The organism is Achromobacter sp. NCFB-sbj8-Ac1-l (assembly GCF_052695805.1).
Window position 1 is genome coordinate 6,169,953 of sequence record NZ_CP199812.1, and the last position, 18,170, is coordinate 6,188,122.

At 67.8% G+C, this 18,170-nt stretch carries 16 protein-coding genes and 1 riboswitch; of the genes, 5 read left to right on the forward strand and 11 right to left on the reverse strand.

Translation table 11 applies throughout. The annotated features are described in order from the left end of the window. Positions 1-77: 77 nt before the first annotated feature. The 7 genes from ahcY to ACUDP5_RS28310 all read right to left on the reverse strand — a co-directional run bounded on the left by ahcY (position 78) and on the right by ACUDP5_RS28310 (position 7,265). On the reverse strand, positions 78-1,496 hold the full coding sequence (ahcY, locus tag ACUDP5_RS28280; protein ID WP_263912953.1) for an adenosylhomocysteinase: 1,419 nt from the start codon (positions 1,494-1,496) through the stop codon (positions 78-80). Between the two features lie 100 nt (positions 1,497-1,596). After that, positions 1,597-1,698, reverse strand: a riboswitch (S-adenosyl-L-homocysteine riboswitch). Positions 1,699-1,767: 69 nt separating this feature from the next. Beyond that, positions 1,768-2,808: a glycosyltransferase family 4 protein gene (locus ACUDP5_RS28285; protein WP_445657806.1), complete on the reverse strand. Its 1,041-nt coding sequence runs from the start codon at positions 2,806-2,808 to the stop codon at positions 1,768-1,770. A gap of 117 nt (positions 2,809-2,925) precedes the next feature. Next, positions 2,926-3,162, reverse strand: coding sequence for a DUF1289 domain-containing protein (locus tag ACUDP5_RS28290; protein ID WP_175192441.1), 237 nt, complete (start codon positions 3,160-3,162; stop codon positions 2,926-2,928). Positions 3,163-3,206: 44 nt separating this feature from the next. Further along, positions 3,207-4,121 carry an alpha/beta fold hydrolase gene (locus ACUDP5_RS28295; protein WP_445657807.1) on the reverse strand — a complete coding sequence of 305 codons (915 nt, stop codon included), beginning with the start codon at positions 4,119-4,121 and terminating at the stop codon, positions 3,207-3,209. Positions 4,122-4,133: 12 nt separating this feature from the next. Beyond that, a complete protein-coding gene (gene leuD, locus ACUDP5_RS28300; RefSeq protein WP_445657808.1) occupies positions 4,134-4,787 on the reverse strand; it encodes a 3-isopropylmalate dehydratase small subunit in 654 nt (217 codons plus the stop codon). Further along, the gene (gene leuC / locus ACUDP5_RS28305) at positions 4,784-6,205 is read right to left on the reverse strand and encodes a 3-isopropylmalate dehydratase large subunit (protein WP_445657809.1); all 1,422 of its coding nucleotides are present in this window, start codon (positions 6,203-6,205) and stop codon (positions 4,784-4,786) included. The genes leuD and leuC overlap by 4 nt, the downstream gene beginning before the upstream one ends. A gap of 61 nt (positions 6,206-6,266) precedes the next feature. Further along, entirely contained in the window at positions 6,267-7,265 is a 999-nt protein-coding gene (locus ACUDP5_RS28310) for a tripartite tricarboxylate transporter substrate binding protein (protein WP_263912958.1), read from the reverse strand. Between the two features lie 132 nt (positions 7,266-7,397). Here ACUDP5_RS28310 and ACUDP5_RS28315 point away from each other — a divergent pair, with 132 nt between their 5' ends. Then, the gene (locus ACUDP5_RS28315) at positions 7,398-8,321 is read left to right on the forward strand and encodes a LysR family transcriptional regulator (protein ID WP_025136221.1); all 924 of its coding nucleotides are present in this window, start codon (positions 7,398-7,400) and stop codon (positions 8,319-8,321) included. 49 nt (positions 8,322-8,370) lie between these two features. Here ACUDP5_RS28315 and ACUDP5_RS28320 read toward each other — a convergent pair whose 3' ends face one another. The 3 genes from ACUDP5_RS28320 to ACUDP5_RS28330 are packed head-to-tail and all read right to left on the reverse strand — an operon-like array spanning position 8,371 to position 10,764. Next, positions 8,371-8,994, reverse strand: a complete 624-nt coding sequence (locus ACUDP5_RS28320; RefSeq protein ID WP_263912959.1) for a flavin reductase family protein — start codon at positions 8,992-8,994, stop codon at positions 8,371-8,373. Between the two features lies 1 nt (position 8,995). Further along, the gene (locus tag ACUDP5_RS28325; protein ID WP_445657810.1) at positions 8,996-9,757 is read right to left on the reverse strand and encodes a GntR family transcriptional regulator; all 762 of its coding nucleotides are present in this window, start codon (positions 9,755-9,757) and stop codon (positions 8,996-8,998) included. Positions 9,758-9,813: 56 nt separating this feature from the next. Beyond that, the gene (locus ACUDP5_RS28330) at positions 9,814-10,764 is read right to left on the reverse strand and encodes a polysaccharide deacetylase family protein (RefSeq protein ID WP_445657811.1); all 951 of its coding nucleotides are present in this window, start codon (positions 10,762-10,764) and stop codon (positions 9,814-9,816) included. A gap of 230 nt (positions 10,765-10,994) precedes the next feature. Between ACUDP5_RS28330 and ACUDP5_RS28335 the strand changes: the two genes are divergently transcribed. The 3 genes from ACUDP5_RS28335 to ACUDP5_RS28345 are packed head-to-tail and all read left to right on the forward strand — an operon-like array spanning position 10,995 to position 15,587. Next, positions 10,995-12,185: an ABC transporter substrate-binding protein gene (locus ACUDP5_RS28335; RefSeq protein WP_445657812.1), complete on the forward strand. Its 1,191-nt coding sequence runs from the start codon at positions 10,995-10,997 to the stop codon at positions 12,183-12,185. Positions 12,186-12,219: 34 nt separating this feature from the next. Continuing rightward, positions 12,220-13,098, forward strand: a complete 879-nt coding sequence (locus ACUDP5_RS28340; RefSeq protein ID WP_445657813.1) for a branched-chain amino acid ABC transporter permease — start codon at positions 12,220-12,222, stop codon at positions 13,096-13,098. Next, positions 13,098-15,587 carry a branched-chain amino acid ABC transporter ATP-binding protein/permease gene (locus tag ACUDP5_RS28345; protein WP_445657814.1) on the forward strand — a complete coding sequence of 830 codons (2,490 nt, stop codon included), beginning with the start codon at positions 13,098-13,100 and terminating at the stop codon, positions 15,585-15,587. Before ACUDP5_RS28340 ends, ACUDP5_RS28345 begins: the two co-directional genes overlap by 1 nt. A 120-nt stretch (positions 15,588-15,707) precedes the next feature. Here ACUDP5_RS28345 and ACUDP5_RS28350 read toward each other — a convergent pair whose 3' ends face one another. Next, positions 15,708-16,718, reverse strand: a complete 1,011-nt coding sequence (locus tag ACUDP5_RS28350; RefSeq protein ID WP_445657815.1) for an Lrp/AsnC family transcriptional regulator — start codon at positions 16,716-16,718, stop codon at positions 15,708-15,710. Positions 16,719-16,795: 77 nt separating this feature from the next. Here ACUDP5_RS28350 and ACUDP5_RS28355 point away from each other — a divergent pair, with 77 nt between their 5' ends. Next, positions 16,796-18,100: an MFS transporter gene (locus ACUDP5_RS28355; RefSeq protein ID WP_263912965.1), complete on the forward strand. Its 1,305-nt coding sequence runs from the start codon at positions 16,796-16,798 to the stop codon at positions 18,098-18,100. Positions 18,101-18,170 lie beyond the last annotated feature (70 nt).

The following is an 18,170-nucleotide window of genomic DNA, read 5'->3' on the forward strand; positions in this document are numbered from 1 at the left end:
GGCGACACGGGGGAACCCCGCGGACCGGAAAGCCCGCGCCGACATGGCGCGGATACTTCCCTATTTTGCTACAAGCATCAGTAGCGATAGTGATTCGGCTTGTAAGGACCTTCAACCGGCACGCTGATGTAGTCGGCCTGATCCTTGCGCAGCGTGGTCAGCTTCACCCCCAGCTTGGCCAGGTGCAGGCGCGCGACCTTTTCATCCAGGTGCTTGGGCAGCACGTAGACTTCGCCCGACTTGTAGGCTTCGTTGCGCGTGAACAGCTCGATCTGGGCGATGGTCTGGTTGGCGAACGACGACGACATCACGAACGACGGGTGGCCGGTGGCGCAACCCAGGTTCACCAGGCGACCCTGGGCCAGCAGGATGATGCGCTTGCCGTCCGGGAAAATGACGTGGTCGACTTGCGGCTTGATCTCTTCCCACTTGCAGTCGGCCAGGCTGGCGACGTCGATTTCGTTGTCGAAGTGGCCGATGTTGCACACGATCGCCTGGTCTTTCATGGCGTTCATGTGGTCGCGGGTGATGACGTGGTAGTTGCCGGTGGCGGTAACGAAGATGTCGCCGTGGGCAGCGGCCTCTTCCATGGTCACGACCTTGAAGCCTTCCATGGCGGCCTGCAGGGCGCAGATCGGATCGATTTCCGTGACCCAGACCTGGGCGCGCAGGGCGACCAGCGCCTGGGCGCAGCCCTTGCCCACGTCGCCGTAACCGGCGACCACGGCGATCTTGCCGGCGACCATCACGTCGGTGGCGCGCTTGATGCCGTCGACCAGCGATTCACGGCAGCCGTACAGGTTGTCGAACTTGGACTTGGTGACCGAGTCGTTGACGTTGATGGCGGCGAAGGCCAGCTCGCCCTTCTGCGACATCTGGTACAGGCGATGCACGCCGGTGGTGGTTTCTTCGGTCACGCCTTTGATGAGGGCCAGGCGGGTCGAGTACCACTTCGGGTCACGCTCGAGCGTGGCCTTGATGGCGGCGTACAGCACGCGCTCTTCGTCGCTGCCCGGGTTGGCCAGCACCGAGATGTCTTTCTCGGCCTTGGTGCCCAGGTGCAGCATCAACGTGGCGTCGCCGCCATCGTCGAGGATCATGTTGGCGTTCTGGCCATTGGGCCATTCGAAGATCTTGTGGGTGTACTGCCAGTACTCTTCCAGCGTTTCGCCCTTGACGGCGAAGACCGGCGTGCCCGACGCGGCGATGGCGGCGGCGGCGTGGTCTTGCGTGGAGAAGATGTTGCACGAGGCCCAGCGCACTTCGGCGCCCAGGGCCACCAGCGTTTCGATCAGCACGCCGGTCTGGATGGTCATGTGCAGGCTGCCGGCGATGCGGGCGCCCTTGAGCGGCTGCTTGGCGGCGAACTCTTCGCGGATGGCCATCAGGCCGGGCATTTCGGTTTCGGCGATGGCCAGCTCGCGGCGGCCCCAGCCTGCCAGCGACAGGTCGGCGACGAGGTAGTCGGAGAAGGATTTATCGGTTACAGCGTTCATGGTGTGTAGGCTCCACGTGAAAGACGAACGGCGCACGATACGGCCGGACAACGCGAAACCACCACGACAATCGAGTGCTCGCCTTTTCCGCCATACGCGACAAAGGTGAGCGCCGTTGCTGTAGCGCCGCGCGATGCGCAGCGCTTGAACAGGGATTCCTGAGCCTGGCGACCAGACGGTCGTCGCAACGCTCCTCAGGATTGGCGAGCATTGTACCGGTTTGCCCTGCGGGGGGGAACGTCCGGCGCGGCAAATCCCGCAGCAGGGCCGTTCAGCCCGCCCGGGCCAGGCGCCGGTCCACCTGGGCGCCGGGGGTCAGCGGCACCAGCGAGGCCAGAAGGTCCGAGGCCACCGAATCCCAGCTGCGCGTCAGGGCATGTTCGCGCACCGCATGGCGGTCCAGCGGCAGCGCGGCGCGGCAAGCATGGGCCAGGTCATCGTCCAGGATGCCGGTGACGCCCTGGGCCACGACCGCCAGCGGCGCTTCGCTGCGAAAGGCCGCCACCGGCGTGCCGCAGGCCATGGCTTCCAGCATCACCAGGCCGAAGGTGTCGGTCAGGCTGGGAAACACGAACACGTCGGCCGCGCCGTAGAACGCCGGCAGGGCATCGTCTTTCTGCATGCCCAGGAACACGGCCTGGGGAAAGCGCTTTTTCAGGCGCGCCTCGTCCGGTCCGGCCCCCACCACGACCTTGCTGCCCGGCAGGTCCAGCGACAGAAAGGCGTCCAGGTTCTTTTCTCGCGCCACCCGGCCGACGGACAGAAAAACGGGACGGGGCAGGCCCTGGAACGCCTGGCCGGCGGTGGGCTGGAACTTGCGCGGATCCACGCCGCGCGACCAGACCCGCAGGTTGGCCAGACCGCGCCGCACCAGGATGTCGCGCACCGTGGGGGTGGGTACCAGCACGCACTGCGAGGGCCGGTGGAACCAGCGCAGATACCGCCATGGCAACGCGGCGGGAATGCCCATGCGGGCTTGCAGGTAGTCCGGAAACATGGTGTGGAACGAGGTGGTGAAGCGCCAGCCGCGCGACAGCGCCATGCGCCGCGCCGCAAGGCCCAGCGGGCCTTCGGTAGCGATGTGCAGGGCGTCGGGGATGGTGTCGCCCAGGATGCGGCGCAGTTGCCGGCCAGGCTGCAGGCAGAGCCGCAGGTCGGGCTCGGACGGGGCCGGAATGGTCCGGCTGCCCTGGGGATTCACCACGATCAGTTCGTGGCCCCATTCACTCAGGATCTGCTGCATGGTCGTCCAGGTGCGGACGACGCCGTTGACTTGCGGATGCCAGGCATCCGTGACCAGGACGATGCGCATGATGGGGCCGGAAGTGGGCAATACCGCGATTTAGCCCGCGGCATGTGACACGCCCAAGACGGCCGCTGGCGGGGGCCTGCGCCGTAGCCATCCGTCCGAGGGATGGCCGTCCCGGCCCTAGTTGTTGCGGCGGGGGTAGCCCTGGGCCTTGATGCGGATCCAGACCTCGCGCTTTTCCTCGTCCGTCATGAAGACCCAGTTGGCCACTTCCATGGCCGTGCGCCCGCAGCCCCGGCAGATGTCGTCGAACAGCGTGGAACATACGGCGACGCAGGGGGAATCGGTGGCCCGGGAAACGCGCTGGGCGTCTTCGGGGTCGGGCAATTGGGTCAGATCGGCAAAGGAACGATTCATGGGCCGAAGGTTAACACCAGGGTTACGTCCCTTTTTTGATAGCCCTATTGCCCGGCGTGGCTTGGTTGACTTCGCCGCCAGCCGAAGAAATCCGCGACTTCGCGCAGCAAGGCGTCAGGCGTTTCCTCGGCCAGATAGTGGGCGCCAGGCAAGGCGCTGCCCGAGACCACGTCGGCCACCGCGCGCCACAGGCCCAGCACGTCGAAATTGCGCCCCACCGCGCCACGCTCGCCCCATAGCACCCTGAGCGGCAGGCGCAGGCGTTCCCCGGCCGCACGCCCCTGCCGGTCATGGTCGAGATCCAGCGTGGCGGACGCCCGGTAGTCTTCGCAGATGCCGGTGGCCCAGCCCGGCAGCCGGGCCGTGCGCTCGTATTCGGCCATGGCTTCGGCCGAAAAATGCGCCAGGCCGCCGGGTCGCCCGCCCATGACCGAACGCAGGTAGAAAACCGGATCTCGCTCGATCATGGTCTCGGGCATGGGCGCGGGCTGGATCAGCCAGAACCAGTGGTAGTAGGCCTGGGCGAACGCCCGGGTGGTGTGCTCGTACATGTCGAGCGTGGGCGCGATATCGAGCAGCATCATGCGGCCCACCGACGCCGCGTGGTCCAGCGCCAGGCGGTGGGCGACGCGGGCGCCGCGGTCGTGCGCCAGCACGTCGAAATGCGTGTGGCCCAGGGCGTGCATCAGCGCCACCATGTCGGCGGCCATCACGCGCTTGGAATGCGCGGCGTGATCCGGCGATGCCGCGGGCTTGTCGCTGTCTCCGTACCCGCGCAGATCGGCCGCCACGCAGGTGTGGTGGCGCGTCAGTTCAGGCCAGACCCGGTGCCAGATGGCGTGGGTCTGCGGATGGCCATGAAGCAGCAGCAGCGGCGGCCCCGCGCCGTCCACGCGGGCGGCGATGTGGATGCCATTGACCTCGTGGCGTTGCACGGGAAGATCGAAGAATGCGGTCATTGCGGTCTGCGCCTATTGGTTGTCCAGCCGGTCGCGCACGCGGCGCGCCACGTCTTTCATCCACGGATGCCGGGCCCAGTGGCCGGCCTCGAACTGTTCTACGTCCTGCAACTGCTGCAGCGATGCGCCGACCATGTCCTGCCCTTGCGAGAACATGCGGCGATGCCGCGCCGGCAGGTCGAACGTGGACGTCCAGCCATCGGCGGCGCGCACGGTGCCCGCCAGCGCGTCGATCTGGACGCGGTTGCCTGCCGTATTGGACACCGGGTCGGACACGCGCGCCAGCAGCGCGTCGACCTGGGCCGGCGGCAGGCTGACCAGCAGCAGGCCATTGTTGAGCGCGTTGAAGTAGAAGATCTCGCCGAAGCTGGCGGCGACCACGGCGCGGATGCCGAACTGCATCAGGCCCCAGACCGCGTGTTCGCGGCTGGAACCACAGCCGAAGTTGGGCCCGGCCACCAGGACCGATGCACCTGCGTAGGCCGGCTGGTTCAGCACGCAGTCCGGGCGCGGCGCGCCGTCGGCGTCAAAGCGCAGGTTATACAAGAGGCCACGGTCCAGCCCTGCCTTGTCGATGATGCGCAGAAACTGCTTGGGCATGATCTGGTCGGTGTCCAGATTGGAATACGGCAAAGGCGCGGCAATGCCGGAAATGATCTGATTCATCGCGTCTGCTCCAGGTCGCGCACGTCGACAATGCGGCCGGCCAGCGCGGCGGCGGCGGCCATGGCGGGGCTCATCAGGTGGGTGCGGCCCGCCCGGCCCTGGCGGCCTTCGAAGTTGCGGTTGGTGGTGGAGGCGCAGCGCTCGCCGGGGCTCAGCACGTCGTCGTTCATGGCCAGGCACATCGAACAGCCCGGCTGGCGCCATTCGAAACCGGCCGCGATCAGCGCGTCGGCCACGCCTTCGGCCTCGGCCTGCGCGCGCACGGCGCCCGAGCCCGGCACGACCATGGCCCGCACGCCGGCCGCGACCTTGCGGCCGCGCACCACGTCGGCAACCACCCGCAGGTCTTCGATGCGGCCATTGGTACATGACCCGATGAACACGCGGTCGATCGGCACGCCGGCAATGGGCGCCCCCGGCCGCAGGCCGATGTAATCCACCGCCTTTTCCAGCGCCAGGCGCGCCAGCGCGTCGGGTTCGGCCTGCGGATCGGGCACGGTGCCGGTGACCGGCATGGCCTGGTCGGGGCTGGTGCCCCAGGTGACGAAGGGCGCGATCGACGAGGCATCGAACACGTGTTCGATGTCGAAGGCGGCGTCGGCATCGCTATGCAGCGTGGCCCAATAGGCCCGCGCCTGCGCCAGTTCGGCGCCATGCAGTTGCGGCGCGTGTGCGGTCACGTAGGCGTCGGTGGTGGCATCCGGTGCGATCAGCGCGGCGCGCGCACCGGCTTCGACCGTCATGTTGCACAGGGTCATGCGCGCTTCGGCCGACAGGGCGTCGATGGCGCTGCCACAGAATTCCACGGCGTGGCCGCGCGCGCCCTGGGCGCCGATGCGGTGAACGATGTAGATCACCAGGTCCTTGGCGGATACCCCTGCGGGCAGGTGGCCGTCGACGCGAATGCGCATATTGCGCGCCACGCGATACACCAGCGTCTGCGTGGCCAGGATGTGCTCGACTTCCGACGTGCCGATGCCGAAGCCCAGCGCGCCCAGCGCCCCGTAGGTGGTGGTGTGGCTGTCGCCGCACAGCACCACCATGCCGGGCAGGATCATGCCGTGCTCGGGCGCGATCACGTGCTCGATGCCTTGCAGCGGGTCGGTGGTGTCGAACAGCGCAATGCCCTGTTCGTCGCAATTGCGCTTCAGGTTGCGGGCCTGGCGCAACGAGGCGTCATCGGCAATCACGCGCAGCGCGGCCGGCACCGGATGGGTGGGGATGATGTGATCCACCACCGCCATCTGCTGCCCGGGACGCAGTACCTGGCGGCCACGACCGGCCAGGCCGCTGAAGGCTTGCGGACTGGTGTATTCATTCATGATGTGCAGATCGACGTACAGCAGGATGTGCTCGTCGTCGATGCGGGCCACTTCGTGGCTGGCCACCAGTTTGTCGTAAAGCGTCATGCCGGGCATGTCGGTGCTTCCTTGCGAAAAGGCGCGCCCGCGCGGGGCGCGATGAAACGAATGCGGAACGTCAGTTGTTGGCCTCGATGCCGGCGTCCTTGACGATGCCGGCCCAGCGCGTCATCTCGGTGGCCACCATGGCGTCGGCCTGGGCCGGTGTGGAGATCAGCGGATCGAAGCCTTCGCGGCCCATGCGTTCGGCCAGGGCGGGCGATTGCAGCGCCTGCGCCAGCTTGGCGTTGAGCGTATCCACCGCGGCCTGCGGCGTACCCGCGGGCGCGCTGATCACGAACCAGGTGTTGAAGGCGTAGCCGGGCAGGCCCGATTCGGCGATGGTGGGCACGTCGGGCAACAGCGGCGAGCGTGTCGTACCGGTCACGCCCAGCGCCTTGAGCTTCTTGCCATCGACCTGCGGCTTGGCCGCCGACAGCACCGGAAAGCTCATCTGCACCTGGCCGCTGATGGTGTCCACCATGGCCGGACCGCCGCCCTTGTAGGGCACGTGCAGGATCTGCGTGCCCGAGACCGACTTGAACAATTCCGCCGCCATGTGGAAGGTGCTGCCGGTGCCGGCCGAACCGAAGCTCAGTTCATTGGCGGGGCGCGCGCGGATGTAGTCCAGCAGCGCCTGCACGTTGTCCACCGGCAGCGACGGCGACACGGTCAGCACGTGCTGCGAGGTGCCCACGGTGCCCACCGAACGCAGGTCGCGCGCGGTGTCGAAGGGCATGGTCTTGAACAGCGCCGGGTTGATCGCCAGCGACATGGTGTTGATGGCCAGCGTGTAGCCGTTGGGCTCGGCGCGCGCCACGGCCGCCATGCCGATATTGCCGGAGGCGCCGGCCCGGTTTTCAACGATGACGCTCTGGCCCAGGGCCTTGCCCCAGGCATCCGAGATCAGGCGCGCGGCGATGTCGACGCTGCCGCCGGGCGCGAAAGGCACGATCAGCGTAATGGGCCGCTGCGGGAAGGCGTCGGCCGCAATGGCCGGCGCGATCCAACAGGACGCGGCAACCATGGTTGCCGCGGCAATGGACAGCGCGCGCAGGGCGCGAGGGGTGGGCTTCATGGGTCAGGTCTCCTCCTGGTTGGCCGCGTCGGGCGGCTCTGCGTATCGGTGAACCCAGTGTATAAGCCGGTTCCATTCTTATAATTAATGACTAAACTAAATCTTTATTAAATTGAATTTATAAATAAGCCCATGGACGCGCTCTCGGATCTGGCGTTTTTTTCGCTGCTGGTCAGGCACGGCAACCTGTCGGCCGCCGCGCGCGAGCTGGGCCTGACGCCGCCCGCCGTCAGCACGCGCCTGGCCAAGCTGGAACAACGGCTGGGCGTGCGCCTGCTCAACCGCAGTACGCGGCGCGTCAGCGTCACGCAGGAAGGCGAGCTGTACCTGGCCGAAGGCGGCCGCATCCTGGCCGACCTGCAGGCGCTGGAACGATCGGTTTCCAGCAGCCGCGCCCAACCCCAGGGCCTGTTGCGGCTGAACGCCACGTTCGGCTTCGGCCGCGCCCACGTCGCGCCAGCCGTGTCCGACTTTGCGCGGCAGTATCCCGACGTCGAGGTGCAGCTACGCCTGACCGACCGGCCCTTGAACCTGATAGAAGAAGGCTTCGACGTGGCGGTGCGATTCGGCGACCTGCCCGACGCCCGTCTGACGGCGCGCAAGATTGCATCGAACCGGCGGCTGCTGTGCGCGTCGCCGCATTACCTGGACACGTATGGCGAACCCCGTGCCCCGGGCGAGCTGCAACGCCACCGCTGCATCGTGGTGCGCGAGAACGACGTGGCTTACGGCACATGGCGGCTGGAAGCCGGCCAGCGCGCCGAAACCGTGAAGGTGCGCGGGCCGGTCAGTTCCAACGACGGCCAGAGTGCGCTGGAATGGGCGCTGGACGGTCACGGCATCGTGATGCGGTCGGAATGGGAAACGGCCGCCTACCTGCGCGCCGGCCGTCTGCGGCAGGTGCTGCCGGAATGGTCCACACCGCCGGCCGATATCCACGTGCTGTACCCGGAACGCCTGAACCTGCCGGCCAAGACGCTGGCCTTCGTGGACTTCCTGGCGCAGCGCTTTGCCCGGCACCTGCGCGCGCCCGGTTCGCAGGCAGCGGTCTGGTGATGCAGTGGACGCGGCGCAAGCGCCAATGGCGCGGCGCCGGGCAATGCCGCTAGATCTCGTCGATGGCCGTGCTGGCCGGCGCATCGCCGATGGCGTAGCGGTCGCGGGTGGTGACGTAGAAGCTGGCGCCGAAGCGGCCCACCGGAAAATAGTCTTGCAGGCGCACGCGCCAGGTCTCGGTGTCGATCAGGCCGTCGCGCGCGTGCAGCCAGCGCACCTGGCCAATGAAGATCTGGCGGCTGGCGGTTTCCAGGGTTTCGAACAGCGTGCATTCGAACGCCACGGGTGCTTGCACGATGCGTGGCGGCGCGACCTTCCGGCTGGGCGCGGCGTCAAGCCCGGCGTGGGCCAGCTCGCTGACGTCGGCCGGCAGGCGGTCGCCGCAGCGGTGCATTTTCTCGGCCATGGCCTCGTCGGTCAGGTGCACCACGAATTCGCCGGTACGCGTGATGTTGCGCGCCGTGTCCTTCAGGTTGCCGTCTTCCAGTCGGTTGATGCTGACCATGACGATGGGCGGGTCTTCGCCCAGCATGTTGAACATGCTGAAGGGCGCCGCATTGACCACGCCGGTTTCCGACAAGGTGGTGATCAGCGCGATGGGGCGCGGCACGATCAGGCTCGCCATGAGCTTGTAGCGCTGGTATTCGGTGATTGAATCGAAGTCGATGTCCATATCAGGCCAGTCCCAGCATCTGGGCAAGGGTTTGAGCGGGTTGCGGACGTTCCAGGCTGATGCGCCGTTCCAGGTCCGCCAGGTGGTTGTCGTTGATCTTCACGGCCTCGGCCACCTGCCCGCGTTCGAGCAGGTCGACGATCAGCACGTGTTCGCCGTGCTCGCAGGCGGCGTTGCCCGGCGGTTCGTACAGCGCCACGATCAGCGAGCAGCGCGACACCAGTTCGGCCAGGTAACCGTGCAGGATGGCGTTGCCCGACAGCTCGCCCAGCCGCACGTGAAAGGCGCTAGCCTGTCGTGCCCAGGCCGGCTGGCCGGCGCGATGCAGCAGCGCATGCTCGTCGCGCAGTTGCTTGCGCAGCGAGGCGTAGTCAGCCTTGGTGGCGCGGGCGGCAGCCAGCGGCAGCAACGCCGCCTCAAGCGCGCGCCGCGCCTGGAAGATCTGGCGAGTGTCTTCGGGGGTGGGCTCGGCCACCACGGCGCCGCGGTTGTGATGCAGGTCGACCACGTGCTCGTGCGCCAGGCGCTGCAAGGCCTTGCGCGCCACCGAGCGCGACACGCCGAAGATGTCGCACAGGGCGGCTTCGGGCAGCTTGGTGCCGGGCGTCAGGCGCTGGCTCATCACGCTTTCGTAGACGGCCTCGCAGATGCGGCGTTCCTGGTCGGCGTCAGGTGCGGCATCGTCGACGGCAGGCACGACGACAGCCGCGCGGCGCTTGGCGGCCGGCGTGGAACGGGGTTTGGCGGGGCTGCGGGTGGGCATGGCGGGGCTCGGCATTGGCAAGAAGGTCGCAGGGGGTCGAAGATCAGCGGGCGGGGTCAGGCTGTAGGCGTCAGGCTGTCCATATGGCGGCAGATGTCACCGGGCGTGGCGAACCAGATCTCGCCGCGGTCGCGCGCGGCAGCCAACGGCGCCAGCGCCCGGCGCAGGTGCCGCAGCCGATAGGGCTGGCCCACGATATACGGATGCAGCGCAATGCCCATGACCAGCGGCTGGCGCTGCGCCTGCATCCGCATTTCCTCGAACTGGTCAAGAATCATATCGGCAAAGTCGCGGGCGTCCATCTTGCGGCCCATGATCATGGGGATGTCGTTCAGTTCCTGCGGATACGGAATCGCCCACAGGTCGCCGGCGCGGGTGCGCATGCGCACCGGCTGGTCGTCGTGGCACCAGTTCAAGGTGTAGCGGTAGCCCGTTTCAGCCAACAGGTCGGGCGTGGCGTGGCTTTCGGAAATCCAGGGCGACAGCCAGCCGGCGGGCGCACGGCCGGCGTGCTGGCCGATGCGGTCGCGGCAGTGTTCGAGCAACGCGCGTTCGTCGGGTTCGGACAGGCCCCCCTGGCGATGGGCGTTGCTGTAGCCATGCCCGATCAATTCGTCGCCGCGCGCCAGGCAGGCGTCGACGAGTTCGGGGCAGTGTTCATACAGCGCCGTGTTGATCAGCACGCCGGCGGGCAATGCCAATTCGTCGAACAGTTCCAGGCAGCGCCACGCCCCTACCCGATTGCCGTACTCGCGCCAGGCGAAATTGAGCACGTCGGGATGCGGCGAGGCCGGCCCCAGCTCGGCCCCCAGGCCCTCGCCGAAGGCGAAGTGCTCAATATTGAAGCCCAGGTACACCGCCAGGCGCGCGCCGTTGGGCCAGGCGTAGTCCGCCCGGCCGGTAATGGCCTGGTACGGGAAACGGCCATGGCTGGCGAGCGGCGCAGGGGCCCAGGGCGCGGGCGCGGCGCGCCCCGGATTGGTGCTTGAGAGCGGGGATGGATTCATTTTGGTGCAAATCCTGATGCGTGATTGTTAACAAAAAGCCTGATGTTTTGGGAACAAAATTTGGATTAAGGCGCGACAAACTCTCTGATGAACCGTCCACATCCCCCTGGGACAAGGCCTTGCGAGACAGGCACGGCGCATGGCCAGCCGGGTGGCATGGATCTTGCATAGGGAACCGGAGCAGCACTTGAACCCATGCAAGATCCGTTCCACTTTTCCAGGAGTGCCCGATGACCCCGACCCGCCGTTCCTTCCTGCTTCGCACCGCCAGCGCCGCCCTGTTCGCGGCTGGCCTGGCCACGCAACCAGCGCTGGCCGCCGACCCGATCAAGATCGGCCTGATCACCGCGCTGTCGGGCGAATCGGCCCGAGCCGGCGAAGCGTTGACGCGCGGCATGACCATCGCGATCGACGAGATCAACGCCAGCGGCGGCCTGCTGGGCGGACGCCAGGTGGTACTGGTGCGGCGCGACGACGAAGGCAACCCGGCCAAGGGCATGGCCGCCGCGCGCGAGCTGATCTACAAGGAAAAAGTCACCGTGCTGTTCGGCGGGCTGGACACGCCGGTGTCGATGGCGATCGTGCCCATCGTGAACCAGGAAAAAGTGCCGTTCATGGGGCCCTGGGCCGCAGGCACCGCGATCACGCAGAACAAGGGCAACCCGAACTTCGTGTTCCGCGTGTCGGCCATGGACGAGATCGTCGACAGCGCCATGGTGCAGTACGCACAAAAGACGTTCCAGAGCGCCAAGCCGGGCATGATCCTGGTCAATAACCCCTGGGGCGAATCCAACGAAAAAGGCCTGGCCGCGGCACTGGCCGCCGCCAGGATCACGCCCGCCGGCGTCGAGAAATTCCAGCCTGCCGACCTGGACGTGACGCCTCAGCTCAGCCGCCTGAAGGCGGCCGGGGCCGACACGCTGTTCCTGGTGGGCAACGTCGGCCCGTCGGCGCAGGTGGTCAAGTCGCTGGACCGCATGGGCTGGAAGGTGCCGGTGGTGTCGCACTGGGGCCCCGCGGGCGGGCGCTTCACCGAGCTGGCCGGCCCCAATGCCAAGAACGTGCACTTCGTGCAGACCTACAGCTTCTTCGGCAAGCAAAGTCCCGTGGGTGAAAAGGTGATGCAGGCACTGAAGACCAAGTATTCCGACATCAAGGGCCCGCAGGACATCACGCCCGCCGTGGGGGTGGCCAACGCCTATGACGGCATGCGGCTGGCCGCGCTGGCCATTGCCCAGGCCGGCTCCACCGACGGCGACGCGGTGCGCCAGGGCTTCTACAAGATCGGCAAGTACGAAGGCCTGATCAAGACCTACGAACAGCCTTTCACGCCGGCCTCGCACGATGCGCTGCGCGAGAACGACTACGTGTGGACCCACTTCGTGGACAACCGCATCCTGCCGGTCGCGGGCGCGCAATAAGCGCGGCCGCCACCATCGCCAACGGGAGACACGCATGTTGTGGATGTCCGCCATCGTGAGCGGCCTGGGCCTGGGAAGCATGTACGGGCTGATGGCCCTGGGCTTCTACCTGACCTACGCCGTGTCGGGCACGGTCAATTTCGCGCAGGGCAGCTCGATGATGCTGGGCGCCGTGCTGACCTACACCTTCGCGCAGACGCTCGGGTGGCCGCTCGCGGCCGCCCTGCCGCCCGCGCTGGCGCTGTGCGCGCTGTATGGCCTGGTGGTCGAGCGGCTGGCCGTGCGGCCTTTCGCCAGCCGTGGGTCCAACGCCTGGCTCATGTCGACGGTGGCGCTGGGCATCGTGCTCGACAACGTGGTGATGTTCACCTTCGGCAAAGAGCCGCGCAGCCTGCCGTCGCCCCTGGCGCAAGCACCGCTGGAGATCGGCGGACTGGGCCTGGGCGTGTATCCGCTGCAATTGCTGATTCCGCTGATCGGGCTGGCGCTGGCCGCCGCGTTGCATGCGCTGTCGCGCCGCACCCGCTGGGGCGTGGCGCTGCTGGCGGTGGTGCAGAACCCCAATGCCGCGCGCCTGATGGGCATCCCCGTGCGCCGCGCGATCATGGCGGCCTTTGCCGTGTCCACGCTGTTCGCGGGGATTGCCGGCGCGCTGGTCGCGCCGCTGTTCAACGTGCAGGCAGACATGGGCACGCTGTTCGGCCTGAAGGCCTTCGTGGTGGCCATCCTGGGCGGGATCACCAGCGCCTGGGGCGTGATGCTGGCGGGCCTGCTGTTCGGCGTGGTCGAAGCGCTGATCACGGTGACGCTGGGTTCCGGGTACACGCAGATCATCAGTTTCGCGCTGGTCATCGTGATGTTGGCGGCACGCCCCGACGGGCTGTTCGGCCGCGCCGCCGCAAGGAAAGTCTGATGGACAAACGCATTGCACCCTTTCCGCTGGCACTGGCGGGCTACGCGCTGCTGGCCGTTGCCAGCCTGGCCCTGGCCGCCTGCGTCAACGGCTACTACGTCTTCGTGCTGGGCAACGTGGCGCTGCTGGCGCTGGCGGGCATCGGGCTGAACGTGCTGTTGGGGCTGACCGGACAGATGTCGTTCGGCCACGCGGCGTTCTATGCCATCGGCGCCTACGTGGTGGCGATCTTGACCGGGCAGGCGGGCTGGAGCTTCTGGCTGGCCTGGCCGGTGGCAGCGCTGGTGGCCGGCGCCTTCGGCCTGCTGCTGGCGGTGCCGGCGCTGCGCGTCAAAGGCCCGTACCTGGCGATGATCACCATTGCCTTCGGCTTCATCGTGGAACACGCGCTGATCGAAGGCGGGGACGTGACCGGCGGGCAGAACGGCCTGATGGGCATCGTGCAGCCCTCGCTGGGCGGACTGGGCGGCGACCGCGGCGTGGCGATGCTGGCCATCGTTGCCGTGTTCGTCGCGCTGGCCGGTTATGCGCGGCTGGCGCGCGGCGCCTGGGGCGCGGCGATGCGGGCGGTCAAGGACAGCGAGACCGCCAGTGAATCGATCGGCATCAATCCGCTGGTCGTCAAGGCGGTGGCGTTCATGGTGTCGGCGGCGGTGGTGGGCCTGGCCGGCGGACTGTATGCGTCGCAAGCCGGCATGATCACGCCGCACAACTTCAACTTCATGCAGTCCATCCTGTTCGTGCTGGCGGTGACCATCGGCGGCGCGGGCTCGCTGGCGGGGCCGCTGCTGGGTGCGCTGGTGGTGGGCCTGTTACCCGAATTGCTGGCGGGCCTGGAGGAATACCGCCTGCTGTTCTTCGGCGCCTTCCTGCTGGTGGTGCTGTGGGCCGCGCCCGACGGCGCCGCCGGGCTGCTGGGACGTTGGCGGCAGCGCCGCGCGGCGCCGCGGCTGGCGCCCCGCCACGGGGGCATCACGGCCGCCGGCGGTCCGCGCCGCACCTTGCACGCCAAGGGACTGACCATGACCTTCGGCGGCGTGCGCGCGGTGCAGGACGTGTCGTTCGAGGTCGCCCCCGCCGCGGTCACCGCGCTGATCGGGCCGAACGGCGCGGGCAAGTCCACCGTCATCAACATGCTCAGCGGCTACTACGCGCCGACCGCCGGCACGGTGTCGCTGGGCAAGGTCCTACTGGCCGCGCTGCCCGCCTATCGCGTGGCACGCAGCGGCATTGCGCGCACCTACCAGACCTCGCAGCTGTTCGACACGCTCAGCGTCGAAGACAACGTGGCGCTGGGCTTGTTGCGCGGCCGCCTTGGCGGACTGCTGGCGCAACGGCGCTACCTGGCCGCCGACGCGCGCGAACGGGCGCGCGCCCTGCTGGCATTTTGCGGCTACGAGGGCGCACTGGACACGCCCGCCGCCGACCTGCCGCATGTGGACAGGCGGCTGGTGGAGATTGCGCGCGCGCTCGCCACGGACGCCGACGTACTGCTGATGGATGAACCCGCGGCCGGCCTGTCGCGCGAAGACAAGGTCCGCCTGGCCGGGTTGCTGCGGCGCATCGCCGAGGCCGGCGCAGGCGTGCTGCTGGTCGAGCACGACATGGCGCTCGTCATGGGCGTGTCGGACCATATCGTCGCCATCGACGCCGGCCGCGAACTGGCGCAAGGGACGCCCACCCAGATCCAGCAATCCGACGCGGTGCGGCAAGCGTACCTGGGCGACGACGCCGCACGGCGCACACCCGCCGCACGCCCCGCCTCGGCGGGCGCCGGCATCGCCCCCGAAGTGCTGGGGGTAGGCAGCCTGACCACCGGCTACGGTGCCAACCCCGTGCTGCATGGCATTGACCTGCAGGTGCGCGAAGGCGAAATGGTGGCGCTGCTGGGCGCCAACGGCGCGGGCAAATCCACGTTGATGCGCACGCTGGCGGGTCTGCACCGGCCGGCGCAAGGCGGCATGCACCTGCAGGGCCAGGAACTCAATGGGCTGACGGCGGACCGCATCGTGGCGCGCGGACTGGTGCTGGTGCCCGAAGGCCGCCAGGTGTTTCCTGACCTGAGCGTGCTGGACAACATCCGGCTGGGCGCCTTCCTGCATCCGGCCGACCGTGATGCGCGGGTAGAAGAAATGCTGACGCGCTTTCCGCGGCTGCGCGAGCGGCTGCACCAGCGTGCCGGCCTGTTATCCGGCGGCGAACAGCAGATGCTGGCCATTGCGCGCGGACTGATGTCCAAGCCCGTCATCCTGCTGCTGGACGAACCGTCGCTGGGACTGGCGCCCAAGATCATCGACGAACTGTTCGAAGCGCTGGACCGGCTGCGCGCCGAATCCATGACGATCCTGCTGGTGGACCAGATGGCCGCGCTGGCCCTGTCCCTGGCCGATCGCGCCTACGTGCTGGAATCCGGGCGCGTGGCGGCGCAGGGCACGGCGCAAGAGATCGCGGCCGATGGGGCGTTGGCCCGCGCCTACCTGGGCGCGTAGCGACGCGGGCACAGTCGGGCCGGCTCGGGACGAATCGGGTCTGCCCGAGTCAGTTCGTGTCTGCTCGGGTCGGCTCAGGCGCCCTGCCCGCCAGCCGGCCCGCATATCCCTGCCAGCCGATCAGGCGTTTTCGCCGCCCAGCCGCGCGCCTTCGCGCACGATGCCGCAACGCTTGTAGGCGCGCATCACCACGCCGACTTCGCTCGCCAGCACGCCGTCCAGCTCGCCCAGCCGGCGCGTGACGACATCCCACAGGTGCAGGCTGTCACGGCACAGCACGTGCCAGAACAATTGCGACGCGCCGCTGGTGCCGAACAGGCATCGCGTGTTCGGATCCAGCGCCAGGTGCGCGGCCAGCGCATCGACCGCCTGCGGGCGCACCTGCACCGAAATCACCGCCTCGACCGGAAAGCCCACCAGCGCAGGCTCGACCTCGACCCGGAAGCTCAACGCGCGCCGGTCCACCAGGTGTTGCAGCAGGCGATGCGCGGTGGGCTCGCTGACGTCGGCGTGCCCGGCCAGTTCCGCCAGGCTGGCGCGACCGTCGCGCATCAGATGGGCGACGATGCGTTGCTCGGCGTCCGTCAGTGCCGCCGGCGGTGCCAACGACGGCTCCTGCGCGTCTTGAGGCGCCCCGGCATCGGCCTGGATGCGCCACTGGCCCGCCCGGCGGAACGGCCGCAGCACCAGCCGGGCTTCGACGTGCTCGACACCGTCAATCGACGGCAGGACGCGCGTCACCACGTCGGGCATGTCCGCCGCGTCCTCCAGCGTCAGTTCCGCCATCAGGTCCGCGGTGCCGGCCAGCGTTACCACCAGCTGCGTGATGCCCAACCGCGCCAACGCCTCGGCCACGTCGGGCACCCGGCCCGAGCGGCAACGCACCCAGGCATGCAGCACCACGCCGCGGCCAGTCGCCAGCGGGTCCGCTTCGGCGATGACGCGCAAGGCGTCGGCGTCCATCAGCCGCTTGACGCGCCGCGCCACGGTGCGCTCGGCGATGCCGGTGGCCGCGCCCAGCTCGCGCCAGGACGCCCGCGGGTCTGCCTGCAAGGCGATCAGGCAGGCCAGATCGGTGTCATCGAGCGCCGGCATTAGGGACTTACCCTTACTTGACGTGACCATATTCATTAATCTAACGTTCGCGCATTGATAAAAACACAAAATTAAACGGTCAAATTGACCAAAAATAAATACCCGAGGAACTTATGAGCACCCCTTCCGCAACCCTGCGCGCCCAGCAGGGGGCAAGCGCCGCGCCCGTGTCGCGGTCCCGCACGATTCTGGCCGGTAGTGTAGGCAATGCCGTCGAATGGTTCGATTGGACCATCTATGCGTCGTTCGCCATCTTCTTTTCCAGCCAGTTCTTCCCCGAAGGCAATGAAACCGCCGCCTTGCTGTACACGTTCGGCATCTTCGCCGTCGGTTTCTTCATGCGTCCGGTGGGCGGCTGGGTGCTGGGCATCTTTTCCGACCGCTACGGCCGCAAGGCCGCGCTGGGCCTGACCATCCTGATGATGGCAGGCGGTTCGCTCATCATCGCCGTCACGCCCACCTACGCCGCCATCGGCCTGGCCGCGCCGCTGCTGCTCACCGCCGCCCGCCTGCTGCAAGGCCTGTCGCTGGGCGGAGAGTATGCCTCGGCCACGACCTTCCTGGCGGAAATGGCGCCGCCCGAAAAGCGCGGCTTCTATTCCAGCTTCGTCTTCTTCAGCGCCGCGGTCGGCATCCTGGCCGCCTCGGCCGTGGGCTGGATCCTGACGTCGACGCTGACCAAGGCTGACATGGCCGCCTGGGGCTGGCGCATTCCGTTCGCCCTGGGCGCGCTGGGCGGCCTGGCCGGCATGTGGATCCGCCGTTCGATCCCGGAAACCGAAGCGTTCTCGCACGCCAAGAAAGCCGGTGTCGAAAAGCAGCCGCTGCGCACCCTGCTGCGGGACCACCCGCGCGAAGTGCTGCGCATCGTCGGCTTCTCCATCCTGACGACCTTCGCGTTCTATATCTTCGTGGCCTACGTGCCTACCTACGCCATCCGCCAGGTCAAGGCCGACCCGCAGGTCGCGTTCGCCGCCAACACCATCGCGCTGATCGTGTTCATGCTGGTGCAGCCGCTGTTCGGCATGCTGTCCGACCGCATCGGCCGCAAGCCGCAGCTGATCTTCTTTGCCGCCGGCTACCTGATCTTCTTCTATCCGCTGATGAGCACGCTGGGCCCGTCGTTCGGCTCGATCCTGGCCGTGGAACTGTTCGGCCTGGTGCTGTATGCCATGTACACGTCGATCGCCCCGGCCATCATGTCCGAGCAGTTCCCGACCAGCGTGCGCGCCGTCGGCATCGGCGCGCCGTACAACCTGGTCGTCGCGCTGCTGGGCGGCACCACGCCCTACCTGCTGACCTGGCTGCAAAGCAAGGGCATGGAGCGCTGGTTCTTCTATTACGTGCTGGCGGGCGCCGTCATCACGCTGATCACCTTCATCCGCATGCCTGAAACCCGGGGCCAATCGCTGAAGTAACGCGCCTCTTGCAGCGTCCCATGCCCTGCTTTCCGGCCCCGACGGGCCGGAAGGCTTTTTCATTTTCGTG

Excerpts from the sequence above, each read along its gene's own strand:
- ahcY (WP_263912953.1), bottom strand. The coding sequence starts at position 1,496 with ATGAACGCTGTAACCGATAAATCCTTCTCCGACTACCTCGTCGCCGAC.
- ACUDP5_RS28285 (WP_445657806.1), bottom strand. The coding sequence starts at position 2,808 with ATGCGCATCGTCCTGGTCACGGATGCCTGGCATCCGCAAGTCAACGGC.
- ACUDP5_RS28290 (WP_175192441.1), bottom strand. The coding sequence starts at position 3,162 with ATGAATCGTTCCTTTGCCGATCTGACCCAATTGCCCGACCCCGAAGAC.
- ACUDP5_RS28295 (WP_445657807.1), bottom strand. The coding sequence starts at position 4,121 with ATGACCGCATTCTTCGATCTTCCCGTGCAACGCCACGAGGTCAATGGC.
- leuD (WP_445657808.1), bottom strand. The coding sequence starts at position 4,787 with ATGAATCAGATCATTTCCGGCATTGCCGCGCCTTTGCCGTATTCCAAT.
- leuC (WP_445657809.1), bottom strand. The coding sequence starts at position 6,205 with ATGCCCGGCATGACGCTTTACGACAAACTGGTGGCCAGCCACGAAGTG.
- ACUDP5_RS28310 (WP_263912958.1), bottom strand. The coding sequence starts at position 7,265 with ATGAAGCCCACCCCTCGCGCCCTGCGCGCGCTGTCCATTGCCGCGGCA.
- ACUDP5_RS28315 (WP_025136221.1), top strand. The coding sequence starts at position 7,398 with ATGGACGCGCTCTCGGATCTGGCGTTTTTTTCGCTGCTGGTCAGGCAC.
- ACUDP5_RS28320 (WP_263912959.1), bottom strand. The coding sequence starts at position 8,994 with ATGGACATCGACTTCGATTCAATCACCGAATACCAGCGCTACAAGCTC.
- ACUDP5_RS28325 (WP_445657810.1), bottom strand. The coding sequence starts at position 9,757 with ATGCCCACCCGCAGCCCCGCCAAACCCCGTTCCACGCCGGCCGCCAAG.
- ACUDP5_RS28330 (WP_445657811.1), bottom strand. The coding sequence starts at position 10,764 with ATGAATCCATCCCCGCTCTCAAGCACCAATCCGGGGCGCGCCGCGCCC.
- ACUDP5_RS28335 (WP_445657812.1), top strand. The coding sequence starts at position 10,995 with ATGACCCCGACCCGCCGTTCCTTCCTGCTTCGCACCGCCAGCGCCGCC.
- ACUDP5_RS28340 (WP_445657813.1), top strand. The coding sequence starts at position 12,220 with ATGTTGTGGATGTCCGCCATCGTGAGCGGCCTGGGCCTGGGAAGCATG.
- ACUDP5_RS28345 (WP_445657814.1), top strand. The coding sequence starts at position 13,098 with ATGGACAAACGCATTGCACCCTTTCCGCTGGCACTGGCGGGCTACGCG.
- ACUDP5_RS28350 (WP_445657815.1), bottom strand. The coding sequence starts at position 16,718 with ATGAATATGGTCACGTCAAGTAAGGGTAAGTCCCTAATGCCGGCGCTC.
- ACUDP5_RS28355 (WP_263912965.1), top strand. The coding sequence starts at position 16,796 with ATGAGCACCCCTTCCGCAACCCTGCGCGCCCAGCAGGGGGCAAGCGCC.